The 15,168-nt window shown below is 32.9% G+C and carries 18 protein-coding genes; 10 read left to right on the top strand and 8 right to left on the bottom strand.

The window, feature by feature from the left end; translation table 11 throughout:
- Positions 1-158: 158 nt before the first annotated feature.
- Genes msrA through JJQ60_RS18490 form a run of 3 tightly spaced genes read left to right on the top strand, consistent with a single transcriptional unit; the run spans position 159 to position 1,671 of the window.
- Positions 159-716 carry a peptide-methionine (S)-S-oxide reductase MsrA gene (gene msrA / locus JJQ60_RS18500; RefSeq protein WP_201923723.1) on the top strand — a complete coding sequence of 186 codons (558 nt, stop codon included), beginning with the start codon at positions 159-161 and terminating at the stop codon, positions 714-716.
- 5 nt (positions 717-721) lie between these two features.
- Positions 722-1,318: a GTP cyclohydrolase I FolE gene (folE, locus tag JJQ60_RS18495; protein ID WP_201923721.1), complete on the top strand. Its 597-nt coding sequence runs from the start codon at positions 722-724 to the stop codon at positions 1,316-1,318.
- Positions 1,319-1,371: 53 nt separating this feature from the next.
- Positions 1,372-1,671, top strand: coding sequence for a hypothetical protein (locus JJQ60_RS18490; RefSeq protein WP_201923719.1), 300 nt, complete (start codon positions 1,372-1,374; stop codon positions 1,669-1,671).
- Here JJQ60_RS18490 and JJQ60_RS18485 read toward each other — a convergent pair.
- From JJQ60_RS18485 to JJQ60_RS18460, 6 genes are all read right to left on the bottom strand, one after another.
- The gene (locus JJQ60_RS18485) at positions 1,668-2,189 is read right to left on the bottom strand and encodes a DUF6787 family protein (RefSeq protein ID WP_201923716.1); all 522 of its coding nucleotides are present in this window, start codon (positions 2,187-2,189) and stop codon (positions 1,668-1,670) included. The two genes, JJQ60_RS18490 and JJQ60_RS18485, sit on opposite strands and share 4 nt — an antisense overlap.
- A gap of 31 nt (positions 2,190-2,220) precedes the next feature.
- The gene (locus JJQ60_RS18480) at positions 2,221-2,652 is read right to left on the bottom strand and encodes a DUF6146 family protein (protein ID WP_236669171.1); all 432 of its coding nucleotides are present in this window, start codon (positions 2,650-2,652) and stop codon (positions 2,221-2,223) included.
- A gap of 67 nt (positions 2,653-2,719) precedes the next feature.
- A complete protein-coding gene (locus tag JJQ60_RS18475) occupies positions 2,720-3,358 on the bottom strand; it encodes a DUF937 domain-containing protein (RefSeq protein ID WP_201923714.1) in 639 nt (212 codons plus the stop codon).
- Positions 3,359-3,554: 196 nt separating this feature from the next.
- A complete protein-coding gene (locus tag JJQ60_RS18470) occupies positions 3,555-4,505 on the bottom strand; it encodes a D-2-hydroxyacid dehydrogenase (protein WP_201923712.1) in 951 nt (316 codons plus the stop codon).
- Positions 4,506-4,558: 53 nt separating this feature from the next.
- Positions 4,559-5,623, bottom strand: a complete 1,065-nt coding sequence (gene serC / locus JJQ60_RS18465) for a 3-phosphoserine/phosphohydroxythreonine transaminase (RefSeq protein ID WP_201923710.1) — start codon at positions 5,621-5,623, stop codon at positions 4,559-4,561.
- Between the two features lie 127 nt (positions 5,624-5,750).
- Positions 5,751-6,815 carry an acyl-CoA reductase gene (locus JJQ60_RS18460; RefSeq protein WP_201923708.1) on the bottom strand — a complete coding sequence of 355 codons (1,065 nt, stop codon included), beginning with the start codon at positions 6,813-6,815 and terminating at the stop codon, positions 5,751-5,753.
- A 66-nt stretch (positions 6,816-6,881) separates the two neighbouring features.
- Here JJQ60_RS18460 and JJQ60_RS18455 point away from each other — a divergent pair, with 66 nt between their 5' ends.
- The 4 genes from JJQ60_RS18455 (at position 6,882) to JJQ60_RS18440 (ending at position 9,750) form a co-directional block, all read left to right on the top strand.
- Positions 6,882-7,232, top strand: a complete 351-nt coding sequence (locus JJQ60_RS18455) for a 4Fe-4S dicluster domain-containing protein (RefSeq protein WP_201923706.1) — start codon at positions 6,882-6,884, stop codon at positions 7,230-7,232.
- 116 nt (positions 7,233-7,348) lie between these two features.
- The gene (locus tag JJQ60_RS18450) at positions 7,349-7,978 is read left to right on the top strand and encodes a porin family protein (RefSeq protein WP_201923704.1); all 630 of its coding nucleotides are present in this window, start codon (positions 7,349-7,351) and stop codon (positions 7,976-7,978) included.
- Between the two features lie 103 nt (positions 7,979-8,081).
- On the top strand, positions 8,082-8,951 hold the full coding sequence (locus JJQ60_RS18445) for an alpha/beta hydrolase (RefSeq protein WP_201923702.1): 870 nt from the start codon (positions 8,082-8,084) through the stop codon (positions 8,949-8,951).
- Complete coding sequence (locus JJQ60_RS18440; protein ID WP_201923700.1) at positions 8,944-9,750, top strand: alpha/beta hydrolase; 807 nt, start codon at positions 8,944-8,946, stop codon at positions 9,748-9,750. Before JJQ60_RS18445 ends, JJQ60_RS18440 begins: the two co-directional genes overlap by 8 nt.
- A 77-nt stretch (positions 9,751-9,827) precedes the next feature.
- Here JJQ60_RS18440 and JJQ60_RS18435 read toward each other — a convergent pair whose 3' ends face one another.
- Positions 9,828-10,193, bottom strand: a complete 366-nt coding sequence (locus JJQ60_RS18435) for a hypothetical protein (protein ID WP_201923698.1) — start codon at positions 10,191-10,193, stop codon at positions 9,828-9,830.
- Positions 10,194-10,565: 372 nt separating this feature from the next.
- The gene (locus JJQ60_RS18430) at positions 10,566-12,272 is read right to left on the bottom strand and encodes an alpha-amylase family glycosyl hydrolase (protein WP_201923696.1); all 1,707 of its coding nucleotides are present in this window, start codon (positions 12,270-12,272) and stop codon (positions 10,566-10,568) included.
- Between the two features lie 184 nt (positions 12,273-12,456).
- Between JJQ60_RS18430 and menA the strand changes: the two genes are divergently transcribed.
- Genes menA through JJQ60_RS18415 form a run of 3 tightly spaced genes read left to right on the top strand, consistent with a single transcriptional unit; the run spans position 12,457 to position 15,167 of the window.
- Positions 12,457-13,416, top strand: coding sequence for a 1,4-dihydroxy-2-naphthoate octaprenyltransferase (gene menA, locus JJQ60_RS18425; protein WP_201923694.1), 960 nt, complete (start codon positions 12,457-12,459; stop codon positions 13,414-13,416).
- Between the two features lie 29 nt (positions 13,417-13,445).
- The gene (locus JJQ60_RS18420; RefSeq protein WP_201923691.1) at positions 13,446-14,126 is read left to right on the top strand and encodes a metal-dependent hydrolase; all 681 of its coding nucleotides are present in this window, start codon (positions 13,446-13,448) and stop codon (positions 14,124-14,126) included.
- Positions 14,127-15,167 carry an o-succinylbenzoate synthase gene (locus JJQ60_RS18415; protein ID WP_201923689.1) on the top strand — a complete coding sequence of 347 codons (1,041 nt, stop codon included), beginning with the start codon at positions 14,127-14,129 and terminating at the stop codon, positions 15,165-15,167. It begins immediately after the preceding gene.
- Position 15,168 lies beyond the last annotated feature (1 nt).

The following is a 15,168-nucleotide window of genomic DNA, read 5'->3' as shown; positions in this document are numbered from 1 at the left end:
AAGTTTATAAGCAGTGAAAATAGTCAATATCCAAAGAATCCCCAAGATATTGGTCTAAGTTTATATATCGAACTATAGGTGCTAATGAAACGTTAAAAAAGTATTGAGATTTTACTATATACGTATTTTAGTTCTATAAATACGGTTAAAAAATTGTAATGAAAGAAGATATTATAGAAGAGGCTATACTCGCCGGAGGTTGTTTTTGGTGTACAGAGGCTGTTTTTCAACGTCTAGAAGGCGTTAGTCAAGTAATTTCGGGATATACCGGGGGTACTATAAAAAATCCAGCCTACAGGGAGATTACAACCGGAAGAACAGGTCATGCTGAAGCAATTAAAATCAAATACAATCCTGGTTTGATTAGTTTTAAAGAGTTACTGGAGATTTTTTTTGCTACCCATGATCCAACCACATTAAATCAACAAGGAGCTGATCGAGGTACACAATATCGCAGTGCAATTTTTTATGCGAATGAAGAACAAAAAACGGTTGCAGAGGCTCTAATAGAAGAATTAGAAAAGCAGGACATATTTGATAGTCCCATTGTTACAGAAATTACAGAATTGGGACCTTTCTATAATGCTGAAGATTATCACCAAAATTATTATAATCAGAATAGTAGTCAAGGATATTGCCAGTTTGTCATTAATCCAAAGCTTAATAAATTATATACTACCTTTAAGGCTAAATTAAAAGAAGAATTACAGAATTAAGTGATATGCCATATAAAAACTTTGAAGAGTATAATATAAAGGTTACTGATGATGTTAGAGAGCATTTTGAATCTATACTTGGTGATCTAGGAGAGGATATAGAAAGAGAAGGAATACAAAAAACACCTGAACGCGCTGCTAAGGCTATGCTGTTTTTGACGCAAGGGTATCATCAAGATCCAGAACAGGTACTAAAAAGTGCCATGTTTAAAGAAGAATATGATGATATGGTAATAGTTAAGGATATTGAATTGTATTCTTTATGCGAGCATCATATGTTGCCATTCTTTGGTAAAGCCCATATCGCTTATATTCCTAATGGTCATATAGTTGGATTAAGTAAATTACCCAGAGTGGTAGACATTTTTGCACGACGATTGCAGGTTCAGGAGCGCCTTACTCATGATATCTTAGAATGTATAAATGATACTTTGAAACCAAAAGGAGTAGCGGTAGTTATTGAAGCTTCACATATGTGTATGATGATGCGTGGTGTACAAAAACAAAATTCGGTAACAACGACTTCAGGTTTTAGAGGACAATTTGAAAAAATTGAAACCAGAACGGAGTTTTTAAGATTGATTACGGCAGATTTGGGGTAACTTATTTTGGAACACTATTTGCTTTATTCGATACAAACCCCAAATAATTTAATATGGTAAATGATAAATATAAAAAACTTGGATTAAGCTTACTTTTTGACGGCCTAGGTATGGTAACGTATATTATACCCGGAGTTGGCGAATTTGGAGATGTTATATGGGCTCCTCTTGCCGGTTGGCTAATGACAAAGATGTATAAGGGTAATGTTGGTAAAGCTGCTGGTGTTTTTACATTGGTCGAAGAAGCATTACCAGGTTTTGATATTATACCCACTTTTACTATAATGTGGTTATATACTTATGTGTTCAAAAAAGAAACGGTAAAAGATATTATAGATGCAGATGTATCTTAATCCATAAAAAGACGTGAAAACCCCATTCTACTTAACATTTTCTTTTCAAAATTCCAGAAAAATTTGAATTGACCAAATAACCACCCTACGATAAGGAGCAGTATTTGGTATATTGGAAATACAAATAATATACGCGTGGGCCAGTATATCCAGCCGCTTGTAGTTTCACTATGAATTCCTAAAAAAGAAATCATAGGATCAGAAATTCTAGCCGCTGTTGATCCGGTAATTGCAAATACTATAAATATAGCAATAAGCTCCCAGCGATAGGTGACTTGCCACTTAGGTTCAAGAATATTGAAAAGCTTCAAGGTTATTGACACCAAAAGAACTGAGAAAAAACCGATTAGTGCAGAAAGCATACCAATATATGCAACATCTGTTTGACTAATTTCAATAAATGTCATGATTTTTTTGCTTATCAAATAAGAAGAAAACAGTACACTTAGTAATCCGAGTATCGGAAAGATTAATTGCCAGCTAGATTTTATTTCCCAGCGATCTTTGAATTTTTGCATGGCGCAAAAATACAATTAAAAACTATTCAAATCAAAACCTTCTCCCACGACTTACAAGAAAACGTTGCCTATACCGTTGTTCAAAAAACAAAAAATAATTATACAATAGATAATTTACCTCGTACCCATAATGAATATGAGGCTCGTAATTGATGTATTGAATATATAGGTTTGGATCGAAACGTATGGGTTGAGAGACTCTTTGATTATACTCAACTACATATTGTCTATTCCTGATTTCCAAAAAGGTTTCAGAATAGTAGCCTCTAGGTCTTTGTGTTACTAGCCATGCATTAAATCCGGGTTCTATAATAAGTATTTCATACTCAAGGCTATCATTAGCTATTCGTATCGTATCATTTTTATCATGATTAAAATACTGAGCAATATTTCTATCTTTTGTTGTTGCACAACTATAGAGTAATACTCCAAAGGTTACTATATAAAATACTTTTTTTATCATCCCAACAAGTAAAATACAAAAAAGCCGAAGAATCTTCTTCGGCTTTAACCATTATTTAGGATTGTAATTATTTTCCAAAAAGACCTCCAAGCAAACCGCCAAGGCCTCCTTTTTTGCTTCCGCTACCGCTTAATAACATACCTGCTACATCATCAAGAACACTACCATCACCATCGGCATCAAGAAAAGTTTCTATTAATGACTGTTGTTTTGATCCTTGCGGAGCTCCAGACATATTACCAAGTAAGCTAGCCAGTCCATTAGCATCACTTACATTATTTTGTGTAGCCTGTTTACCTAAAGCACCCATAAGAATTGGGGCAGCTACTTTTAATATTTCGGCAACAGAACCTGCATCTATTCCTGATTTTTGGCTCAAAGCACTCTCTACGGCAGGTTGTTTTCCTCCAAGAATATGTCCTAGAATTCCGGCACCATCATTGGTAACACTTTGATCTACACCACCTTCAAATAAACCTCCTAAATTATCCAAAATTCCTCCTGAATGCTTACTAGACAATGCATTTAATAACCCAGAAGCTCCTTCAGGAGTAGCAGCATTTCTTTGCATAGCTCCCATTAATACAGGCATGGCCATATTTAAAAGGCTTCCGGTTTTGTCAGCGGATTGCCCTGTTTGTGAGCTTACACCACTAATAATTTGTTTACCCATTGGGCTATTTAAAAGATCTAAAATTCCAGACATGATTTTTATTTTTTTAGTTAAAGGAACTTAAATTTACATCTTTTCTTTTTAAGAAATCCATATACCATAGTTTTATTTCATGAAAAAACAGATGAAATGTAATTTTTAAAGATTAAATGCAATTCCTGGATAATTTTGAACAAAAAAATACCGCCCTTGGATATAGAGCGGTATTACTTATTTTGTGAATAGTCTTTTATTTTAAAATACTAATAATTTGATCAGCAAGTTCTTGTCCAATACGATCTTGAGCCTCGCCGGTTGCTGCTCCAATATGCGGAGTCAATGATATTTTGTTATTCATTAATACTTTAATAGCAGGGCTGGGTTCGTTTTCAAATACATCTAGTCCTGCAAAACCTAATTTACCTGCTTCTAAAGCTTCAACTAATGCCACTTCGTCGATAACACCGCCTCGTGCAGCATTAATTAATCCTGCACCATCTTTCATTTGTTCTATTTCTGGTTTACCGATAACATATTCCTTTTGTGCAGGAACATGAAGAGTAAAGAAATCTGCATTTTTTAATACTTCTTCTTTAGAAACAGTCTTGATCTTAAAGTTTAGCGATTGACCATCAAAAAACTCTAACGGAATATCTACTTCTTCAATAAATGGATCATAAGCAATCACATTCATACCAACACCAATTGCAATTTTGGCAGTTGCTTGTCCAATACGACCAATACCAATAACACCTAATGTTTTTCCTCTTAGCTCAGTACCACCGCCATAGGCTTTCTTAAGATTCTTGAATTTACTATCACCTTCTAATGGCATATTACGGTTAGAATCATGTAAAAAACGTACACTACCATAAAGGTGAGCAAAAACCAATTCTGCAACGGATCCAGATGATGCTGCAGGGGTGTTTATTACACTCAAACCTTTTTCTCTTGCATATGCTACATCGATATTATCCATACCTACACCGCCACGACCAATGATTTTAAGCGATGGGCAGTTGTCGATAATATCAGTTCTTACTTTAGTTGCGCTTCGAACTAATAAAACTGATATTTCATTATCATTAATAAAATTCACTAATTGATCTTGAGCAACTGTTGTTGTTAATACTTCAAAACCTTCTTTCTCTAAAGCATCAATACCGCTTTGTGATACTCCGTCGTTTGCTAATACTTTCATTATTAAATTATAAGTTATTCATGTTAAGTTGTAACTAACCTTAACAATTTTGTTTATGCTTTTCTTTCTAAATCTCCCATTATATCTACAAGGGCAGCAACACTTTCTATAGTCATTGCATTGTACATGCTTGCTCTATATCCACCTACGCTTCGGTGACCATTTACTCCATTAATTCCTCCTTCTTTACACATGGTATCAAAGGTTTCTTTAAGATTTTCGTTAATTAAAGTAAATGTAGCATTCATATTTGAACGATCTTCTTTTGCTGCAAAACCTTTAAATAAAGGATTTACATCAATCTCAGAATAGATCAGTTTAGCTTTTTTCTCATTTAGCTCTTCCATAGCTGCAATACCGCCCAGGTTTTTAAGCCATCTTAAGGTCAGCATTGATGTATATACAGCAAAAACTGGAGGCGTATTAAACATACTTCCTTTACTAATATGTACTTGATAATCAAGCATAGAAGGAATTTGTCTATTTATTTTTCCTAAAATATCTTCTTTTACTACAACAAGAGTAGTACCTGCAGGGCCCATATTTTTTTGTGCTCCGGCATAGATTAAACTAAATTTAGAAAAATCCAATTGTCTTGAAAAGATATCACTACTCATATCACAAACCAATGGGATATTTGAAGTCGGGAAATCTTTGATTTGTGTTCCGAAAATGGTATTGTTACTTGTACAGTGTATATAATCTAAATCACCAGGCACTTCATAACCTTTTGGGATGTAGTTATAATTTGCATCTTTTGACGAGGCAATTTCTAACACTTCTCCAAATAACTTTGCTTCTTTAACAGCTTTATCACTCCAGCTTCCTGTGTTAATATATCCAGCTTTGGTTTGCAGCAGGTTATATGCTGTCATAAGAAATTGAGTACTGGCACCTCCTTGTAAGAAAAGGGCTTTATATCCTTTTCCTTCTAACCCGAGTAATTCTAGTGCCAGACTGCGAGCTTCTTCCATAATATCAACAAAATCTTTACTACGATGTGAGATTTCAATGACGGATAAACCAGAATCATTATAATCTAATATAGCTTGTGAAGCTTCTTTAAAAACTTCTTGTGGTAAAATACAGGGTCCAGCGCTAAAATTGTGCTTTTTCATCGGTAACTTTTATTGTTATTAAAATAGTAAAATTTGTATGCTCAATCGTATTCAGATATTGAATAGAAAAAACACCACAAAGGTGCTAATAATCTGATACAAATGTATTATCAAAATGATAAATTATTTAGTTAATTTTTGTCAAAAATTCAATTACATCAACTCCATCAGCATAATCTGAAAGTTCTGGCGATTGTGTTTGTCCAAAATCAACGTGACTCTCAGATATACCTCTACTCACCACACACTGAATTTTTTCATTATCCGCCTCGAGTTTTTCTAATAATTCTTCTTGAGATGTATATGTCTCATAAAACAATGTTGCTATTGGCGAGGCATAGCTCTGATCTTCTTTGAGCATTAAAAAACCATTTTCAAACAACTTAAAATTACTCATTAAATACACTGCTTTATTGTAATCATAGTTGTTCGCATATTTTGCGCTGGTGATGATATCATGGTAAGAATACATAGATTTAAAAAACAGATCAAAATCATATCCTACAGGAACCATTAATTTAGATACACTTCTACAGCCTAAACCAAAATATCTAAAGATATCTTCTCCTAAGTTAACCAGCTGTTCTTGAGTTTCATGGCCTGTAAGTACAGCTACAGAATTTCGGTTCTTCCTGATAATATGAGGTACCTTGCCAAAATAGTGCTCAAAATACCTTGCCGTATTATTACTTCCTGTGGCAATGACAGCATCAAAATCGGTAAATTTTTCTGTTGTAAATGATATGTGTTTTTCGAATTCAGAATCAATAGCTATTAAGTATGAAGCCAAAAATGGAAGTAATTGATTATCATTCGAAGATTGTTTTACCAATATTTTATGTCCAGAAATTAGTACCGAAAGAAAGTCATGAAACCCAACTAATGGAATATTTCCTGCCATAATAACACCAATAGTTTTTGGCATCACTTCATCAGATAACGAATATTTAGAAATCCATGTCGAAAGTTTTCGTTTTGTTAATGCCTTACCCCATTGAGTAAGAGAATACATAACATTTTCTTTGGTAAACCACCCATTGTAATGTTCTGCAGTTTCAATTTTATGAATCATTTTGTCAAAAAAATCATCATTTAGCTTAACTGTATTAACTTTCTCATAACCAGTAGATTTGAATTGATCAAGGAACTTACCTAATTCACAAAAAGCGTTAATTCGATTATTTAATAGCATTTCTTATTTGTTTATCACTAGTTTAGGAGTTATTTTTGTGTTGCAAATTTAGAATAAAAAAGAGCTATGGCAATTATAATAACAGATGAATGTATAAACTGTGGTGCTTGTGAGCCAGAATGTCCAAATACTGCAATTTATGAAGGTGCTGATGATTGGAGATATTCTGATGGTACAGATTTAGAAGGCGATGTAGTCCTGCCTGGAGGTAAAGCTGTAAATGCAGAAGAAGCTCAAGAACCTGTTAGTGATGAAATATATTATATCGTACCAGATAAATGTACAGAGTGTAAAGGATTTCATGAAGAACCACAATGTGCGGCAGTGTGTCCGGTAGATTGTTGTGTTCCTGATGAGGATGTTGTAGAGACCGAAGAGTTTTTATTAGAAAAGCAATCCTTTATGCATAAAGAATAATTTTGAACCATAAATTAGTATAAAAACCTGTCTGTAGACAGGTTTTTTTGTTGACATCATTTAAAATTTAGTATTTTCGTCACCATAACAACCTCAAGTCAATAAATAAACAAGTCATGAAAAAATTATTAATACTTATTTTTATTACAATCTCTTTTGCCTCATATGGACAATACCGATGGGAAGTTACTGGTGGTGCAACATTCTCCAAACTAAACCTTGACAACGTAGAAAGTAGTTCTGGTACTGGTTTTTATGTAAATGCAGGTTATGGTTATGTTATGGGGGTTAGAGCTAGAACGAGTATCGTTTTTTCTTTAGAAGTTTTGCAAAGGAAAAGTTCTTTAGATAATATAATACCTGGTGTTCCATTAGGAGAAGGCGTGTTTATAGATAATCCTGATGTAGAAGTTTTACAAATAGGTTTTAATCCAAAATTTAGATATTTAACAGGAGAAGGAAAAGATAGATTTAGAGGATTTATTAATGTAGGCCCTTCGTTTAGAGTAAATACCAATTTTGAAGTAGGAGGAGTAGAATTAGAAGACGAGGCTTATGAAAAATTAATCATTGGTGGAGTGTATGGTGTTGGATTTTCTCAAATGTTAGGCGAGATGTTTGATATCATGGTAGAAGTGGGAGCAATGAATGATTTTGTCGATAACCTCACAAACGTTGATAGTAAGTTTTTTGATGTCTATGCTAGAGTCGGACTACGATTTAGAATTTATGATGCAAGACGATAAAATTTAACAAACATATAGTATTGTGATCCTGCTTAGGCAGGATTTTTTTATGCAATTAATTCTAATTTTTTGTAAATTAGTTACTTACAAAGGGAATTGTAACATGCCAAATTGGGGATACATAGCACTAATTGTTCTTGCGTTTTATATTATCGCTAGTGTTGCCCTATACTATCTTCAAGAGTATTTTATTTTCAAACCTGAAAAACTAGATAAAGATTTTCAATTCCACTATAATAATCAGATTATTGAAGAATATAATCTGGAAACAAGGGATGGCGCTATTATTAATGGACTTCATTTTAAAGTTAAAAACCCAAAAGGGGTGGTTTTGTACCTTAAGGGAAACTCTAAAAGTATTAAAGGTTGGGGTAAGTTTGCTGTTGATTTTACCAGACATGGGTATGACGTATTAATGTTAGATTATCGTGGGTTTGGTAAAAGTACAGGTAGACGTTCTTTTAAGGCTATAAAAAGAGATCTTCAGTTTGTTTACAATAGGATTAAGGATAAAGTTGATGAAAAGTATATCATCTTGTATGGAAGATCAATGGGATCGGGTTTTGCTGCAAAATTGGCATCCATCAATAATCCCAAAATGTTAATTCTAGATGCACCGTATTATAGCTTAAGTAAAGTAGCTGCAAAATTTATTCCTTTCATGCCGGTATCCTTAATTATGCGGTATCCAATACCAACATACAAATGGCTTAAATATGTAAATTGCCCAATTCATATCATACATGGTACCCATGATAAACTAATTCCGTTTAAATCCAGTGTAAAGTTATCGAAAATCAGGCCTAAACTTACTCGTTTATATACTATCATTGGCGGAGGGCATAAAAATTTGAATAATTTTGAATCTTATCACAAAATGCTCGGAGAAATTATTAATTCTAGAGTAAAACGTTTAAACCTTTCAGATACAAGCATAGGAGTTATGCATTCATCAAAAAAAGTTAATGCATAAACTAAAAAAGATATTAGTTTTAGGTGTTCTATTTTACAGCATCATTATCTTAATACTCTATTTATTTCAGGAGAACATTCTTTTTCAACCAGAAGAGCTTGAGGATGACTATACGTTTACCTTTGATCATACCTTTAAAGAGTTTTTTTTAGAAACAGACCAAGGAGATTGTCTCAATGCAATTCATTTTACAAACATAAATCCTAAGGGAGTAATTCTATATTTTCATGGAAACAGGGGGAGTTTAAGGCGTTGGGGAGAAATCGTATTGTTTTTTGCCAAAAAAGAATACGATGTTATTATTATGGATTATCGAGGTTATGGAAAAAGCAAAGGAAGAATTACTGAAAAAAATTTATACAATGATGCTCAATTGTTTTATGAGTATACCCAAAACATGTATCCAGAAGATCAGATTACCATTTATGGTCGATCAATAGGAACAGGAATTGCTTCTAATGTGGCTTCAAATAATCATCCCTGCAATTTAGTATTAGAAACACCATATTACAATATTAAAGATATTGTAGAGAGTTGGCTTCCACATTTTCCGACAAATCTATTGTTGAGATACAAAATACCTTCTGCAACTTTTCTTCAGAAGGTAACTTGCGATATCACTATTTATCATGGAACAGATGATAGGGTAGTACCTTATAAATCAGGGGAAAGATTATTTAAAAGTATTCCTATTTCAAATAAAAGAATGATTACAATTGAAGAAGGTTCTCATAATAACCTTATTGAGTATGATCAGTATCGCAATACCATTGATATGGTACTTGAAAATAGTTTTTAAAACAAAAAAACATCTACTCAATAGAATAAATGCTTTTTGGTAATATCTGATATTTTTTGGAGAGCTTCCTTAAAAAATTAATAAGTATTTAAAGCATCTCTATACTCTCGTAAATCTGAAATATTCGTCTTATTGGTAAGACTCTTCATTAACGAAATCATATATTTAAGACTCTCAATAGGCTCTTTAGCATCAGTATTCTCTGGTAACTCTGAATCTTCATCTACAGGTTCATCATCTGGTATTGGAATAAGAAAAGAATCATTTTCTTCAATATGCTCATAGGTAAACCTTAGTACCTTTACTACCAAAGGAATTTGTTCTTCTAAGGCATATTCTCTTAATTTCTTAAGATCTTCTATCAAAGTGCTTTTATTAATGCCTGTTTTATCTAGATCTTCTAGAATTTGTTCAATTAACTTGATTGCTTTTTTATTTTCCAAAAGTGTATTATTAAATGGATGATGAAATATTGATCACTGCAAATTTAAATTTTTCTTGAATTATGCGATATCAATTTGCAATTATTTCTTCAGAATAATTTTATTAAATATTAAGTTACAATTATTTAACATTACGAATCGATTTAATTAATTACCTGTAAATCAATAATTTAAATGTAATTACTTGAATTAATGATACTAATCCTGCTAAAGTTTGAGGTAAAACCGTAACCACATATACTACAAACCTTTTTATCTTTGAAAAGTATTCCAATTACAATTTTTCCCTTACTTTTTTTGTTTTCCCCAACACTTACCTCCTTAATCCTAAGGAGGTAAGTTCTTCATGGGGGTAATGTAAAACTTATTTTTTTACTTTTTTAACTCTAATAAGGCTATTGGGTGATTCGAGTTAATGGTTGCAGTGTTTTGTGATACTTTGGTTTCGATACCCGAATAATGATCAACTAGAATCGCTCCTTCCGGGAAAACAGAATTAATTTGTATTGTTTTTTCTCCCTGTGGTAAATCAAGGCCAATTACGACTTTATCCGAAATTCCATTTTTGTTATAACTTCTAGAAAATACATAAGGAGACTTAGAAATTTGCTGATGTTTACCCGCTCCAACGGATGGGTGATGTTTTCTAAACGTACCTAGTTTTTGCCAATGCAATAGAGAAGTTTTGATCGTATCATTTTCAACAACATCCCAGTTCATATTAGATCTTAGAGTTGCATCTCCCTGGGTATCCTCAATTATAAGCGGTCTTGCCGTTTCATCTCCATAGTATATTTGTGATATACCAGGGGTTAACAAAAGCTTAGTAGCAGATTCATATTGTTTAGTACGATCTTTATCAAAAGGATCTCCGTCATCATGAGAACTGATATAGTTCATAACACTTTTGCCAACCAAATTGGTATGTAATATTTTGCTGTACTTGCTAAATAATGCTTCGTAATCATTTTTTGATGCATCATATTTAAACTGAAAGTTGATCATATTGTCAAACCCATTTGCAAAATAATCTACTTTGCGATCTCCAAAATCATAATATCTTTTTCCATCGATACCATAGCCATATAACTCTCCTAAAACATAAAAATCGTTATCATCTAATATTTTATCTGGGTTTTTCGACTTCCAATCTGCAAATGCTATTTTGGCTTGCTCGGCAAGTACGTTCCAGGCACCTTCTTCTACATGCTTTACAGTATCCACTCTATATCCATCAATTCCTAGTTCTCTAACGTAATCAGTTAACCACTTGATAATGTAATTTTTTGGAGATCTTTTTAATCCTGTTTTTGTAAAAAAGACATCCAATTCTGCCAATTCAATTTCTAATCTACCTTCGGATTTCCATTTATTGATCAAAACCTGGGGTAATTCTACATCTTCATTACTTTCGGTCTTAATATCTGGAAGATTCTTTACCAATGTACAAGTAACTGCAGTGGCATAGTCTTTATAGGTACATTGAGGAGATGTACGTACCCAAGAATCTGGCCAAACTGGATCCTTTTCTGTTACTGGTCCTGTGTGATTTAATACGACATCCATAAGTATACGAATACCATTTTTATGCGCAACATCAATTAACTCCTTTAGTTCCTTATAAGTACCATAATTTGGATCAATCTTAGTCCAATCTTTGGCCCAGTATCCATGAAATGCATATGTGTTTCCTGTGCCTTCATCAACACTTTCATGAATTTGTTCAACCACAGGATTAAACCATAGTGCATTAATACCAAGATCTTTAAAGTAACCCTCTTCAATTTTTTTGATAATTCCTCTAAAATCTCCTCCCTCAAATCCTCTTAATTTTCCGGTTTCTTTGGTTCGATTTAATAGTTCATCATTAGTCGTGTCTCCGTTATAAAATCGATCCGTCAAAAGAAAATATACATTGGCTCCTTCCCATATAAATGGAAGACCTTCTGAGGTTTTAGATTTAGTAGTGTTCTCTTGATCGGTTTGGGGTTGTTTAGTTTCTTCTTTTTTTGGCTCGCTTTTACATGAAATGGCTATAGCTAAAAGCAAAAAAATAAGTGGTGTTGTAAATCTCTTCATAATTTTTAGTGGTTTAAAATGCTAATCTATAAAAAGTCTCCTAAAAAATTAAGATTGATTAATTGCGAAATTCATAAAAATGTAGGTAGTACCTTACTTTTAAAAAGATGATCAAAAGGAAAGAAGCGTTTTTTATTTTTTTTTAGATCAAAATGCTGTTCCTTTGGATTTAAAATAGGGCAACATGAATAAACTTAGTGCATGGATATCTGCTGCACGTTTGCGTACATTACCATTATCAGTTTCAGGAATAATAGTTGGCTCGTCTATTGGTAATAGACTAAATATTGAAGAACTCATCACTTCAGGAGATTTGTCTATTGCTAGCTTCGGGTCTCCATATTTTTTTAAGACGAAAATATTTTGGTTGGCCATTGCCACTACCTTAGGACTTCAGATATTATCAAATTTTGCTAATGATTATGGAGATGGTGTAAAAGGAACCGATAATGAGGATAGAGTAGGTCCAGAAAGAGCATTACAAAGTGGAGCCATTTCTAAAAAGGAAATGCTAATAGGTATTGTGATTACAGCATTGATTTCTTTTGCATTGGCAATGATATTAATATATACTTCCTTTGGTGAAGAATATTTTTATTATACAATTATCTTTTCAGCATTAGGCCTTGCGGCTATAGCGGCGGCTATAAAGTATACTGTAGGTAAATCGGCTTATGGGTATAGAGGTATGGGAGATATTTTTGTTTTTGTGTTTTTTGGAATAGTAAGTGTAGTGGGGTGTTTTTTTCTGTATACTAAATTTATATATCCCCCCATTTTCTTACCAGCAATCACAATCGGATTACTAAGTGCCGCTGTACTTAATCTTAATAATATGCGAGATTATTACAGTGACAAAAAATCAAATAAGAATACTTTAGTTGTTAAAATGGGAATCATTAACGCCAGAAAGTATCACATTTTTTTAATTGTCATGGCAATGTTGTCTATGATATTCTTTATGTTGTTAGAATATCGAAACCCAAAAGACTTATTATTTGGAATAGCTTTTATTCCATTAATTATACATATCAAAAAAGTTGTAAAAACTGATAATACAGAATTATTAGATCCAGAACTTAAAAAGGTCGCTTTAACAACATTTTTGCTTTCTATTTTGTTTAGTCTGAGTCAGATTTTATAATTTTCTGATCAAATTAAAGTATTTCACACATGAAAATAACTTTTTACGGGCATAATTCCTTGTTACTCCAAATAAAGGAGGTAAAGGTTTTAATAGACCCTTTTATCTCAGGAAACCCGCTTTCAAAAGATAAAATAACAGTAGATACTATTGAAACGGATTATATTTTGCTTACGCATGCACATCAAGATCATGTTTTAGATGCAGAGGCTATTGCCAAAGCTAATAACGCAACAATAGTTTCTAATTATGAGATTGCAATGTATTATCAAAATAAGGGAATCGAAGTTCATCCTATGAATCATGGAGGTCATTGGGAGTTTGACTTCGGAAAAGTAAAATATGTAAATGCGATACACACCAGTAGTTTTGCAGATGGTACTTATGGGGGTCAACCTGGAGGATTTGTTATAGAGGGAGAGCACAAAACAATATATATTGCTGGTGATACGGCACTTACAATGGATATGAAATTGATTCCACTTCAGGTAAAACTTGATTTAGCAATTTTGCCAATTGGTGACAATTTTACAATGGGAATTGAAGATGCTATCCTTGCAAGTGATTTTGTTGAATGTGATAAAGTACTTGGGGTGCATTATGATACTTTTGGATATATCGAAATAGATCATAATGAGGCCAAACGCAAATTCTTTGAAAAAAATAAAGATCTAATGCTCTTAGGTATTGGAGAGAGCATAGAATTATAAATGAAAGCAACATACTTTAAACATATCCTAGAATTTAAAAGACCAAGTGGTACCTCTCGAGGAGTAATAAAAACTAAAGAAACTTGGTTTATAGTGATCTCTTCAGGAAATAAAAAAGGAATAGGAGAGTGTGGGATTTTAAGAACATTAAGTATCGATGATCGACCTGACTACGAAGAGAAACTGAAATGGACATGTAATAATATAACCTTAGGAGAAGAACAACTTTGGGATGCGCTAATAGAGTTTCCTAGTATACAGTTTGGTGTAGAGATGGCATTTAAATCTTTAGAAAGTGATTCGCCTTTTCTGTTATTTCCGTCACAATTTACAGAAGGTATAGCCAATATTCCTATTAATGGATTGATTTGGATGGGTGATAAGGCATTCATGAAGGAGCAAATCGCGGATAAGTTAAGCCAAGGATTTGATTGTATAAAAATGAAAATCGGCGCTATAGATTTTGAAGCCGAATTAGATTTGTTGACTTATATAAGATCTCAATTCTCTTCAGGAATAATTGAACTTAGAGTCGATGCTAATGGAGCGTTTATGCCAGTAGAGGCTTTGACGAAGTTGCAAAAACTATCTGAATATGAATTGCATAGTATAGAACAACCCATCAGACAAGGCCAATTAGAACAGATGTCAGAATTATGTCAAAAAACACCTCTGCCCATTGCGTTAGATGAAGAATTAATTGGTGTTTTTGATGTAACAGAAAAGAAAAGATTACTACAAACTATACAACCACAATATATTATACTAAAACCAAGTTTAATAGGTGGTTTTAAAGGCACTAAAGAATGGATAGATATTGCTGAATCCTTACAAATTGGATGGTGGATCACAAGCGCATTAGAGAGTAACATTGGGCTAAATGCAATTGCACAGTATACTTATACATTACAAAATAAAATGCCTCAGGGTTTAGGGACCGGAAGTTTGTATACAAACAACTTGGAATCACCATTAGAAGTTGAAAATGGAACTTTAATGTATAGACCTAATAAACCATGGAAAGTAAAATACTTAAATTAAA

The organism is Aquimarina mytili (assembly GCF_016735115.1).
Classification (GTDB): domain Bacteria; phylum Bacteroidota; class Bacteroidia; order Flavobacteriales; family Flavobacteriaceae; genus Aquimarina; species Aquimarina mytili.
The sequence above is the reverse complement of the archived record's forward strand: the minus strand, read 5'-3'. Positions and strand labels throughout refer to the sequence as shown.

Coding starts and splice junctions, on each gene's coding strand:
- JJQ60_RS18460 (WP_201923708.1), bottom strand. CDS start 6,815: ATGCTATTAAATAATCGAATTAACGCTTTTTGTGAATTAGGTAAGTTC.
- JJQ60_RS18475 (WP_201923714.1), bottom strand. CDS start 3,358: ATGTCTGGAATTTTAGATCTTTTAAATAGCCCAATGGGTAAACAAATT.
- JJQ60_RS18450 (WP_201923704.1), top strand. CDS start 7,349: ATGAAAAAATTATTAATACTTATTTTTATTACAATCTCTTTTGCCTCA.
- menA (WP_201923694.1), top strand. CDS start 12,457: ATGAATAAACTTAGTGCATGGATATCTGCTGCACGTTTGCGTACATTA.
- JJQ60_RS18485 (WP_201923716.1), bottom strand. CDS start 2,189: ATGCAAAAATTCAAAGATCGCTGGGAAATAAAATCTAGCTGGCAATTA.
- JJQ60_RS18445 (WP_201923702.1), top strand. CDS start 8,082: ATGCCAAATTGGGGATACATAGCACTAATTGTTCTTGCGTTTTATATT.
- JJQ60_RS18415 (WP_201923689.1), top strand. CDS start 14,127: ATGAAAGCAACATACTTTAAACATATCCTAGAATTTAAAAGACCAAGT.
- JJQ60_RS18480 (WP_236669171.1), bottom strand. CDS start 2,652: ATGATAAAAAAAGTATTTTATATAGTAACCTTTGGAGTATTACTCTAT.
- msrA (WP_201923723.1), top strand. CDS start 159: ATGAAAGAAGATATTATAGAAGAGGCTATACTCGCCGGAGGTTGTTTT.
- JJQ60_RS18420 (WP_201923691.1), top strand. CDS start 13,446: ATGAAAATAACTTTTTACGGGCATAATTCCTTGTTACTCCAAATAAAG.
- folE (WP_201923721.1), top strand. CDS start 722: ATGCCATATAAAAACTTTGAAGAGTATAATATAAAGGTTACTGATGAT.
- JJQ60_RS18455 (WP_201923706.1), top strand. CDS start 6,882: ATGGCAATTATAATAACAGATGAATGTATAAACTGTGGTGCTTGTGAG.
- JJQ60_RS18430 (WP_201923696.1), bottom strand. CDS start 12,272: ATGAAGAGATTTACAACACCACTTATTTTTTTGCTTTTAGCTATAGCC.
- JJQ60_RS18490 (WP_201923719.1), top strand. CDS start 1,372: ATGGTAAATGATAAATATAAAAAACTTGGATTAAGCTTACTTTTTGAC.
- serC (WP_201923710.1), bottom strand. CDS start 5,623: ATGAAAAAGCACAATTTTAGCGCTGGACCCTGTATTTTACCACAAGAA.
- JJQ60_RS18470 (WP_201923712.1), bottom strand. CDS start 4,505: ATGAAAGTATTAGCAAACGACGGAGTATCACAAAGCGGTATTGATGCT.
- JJQ60_RS18440 (WP_201923700.1), top strand. CDS start 8,944: ATGCATAAACTAAAAAAGATATTAGTTTTAGGTGTTCTATTTTACAGC.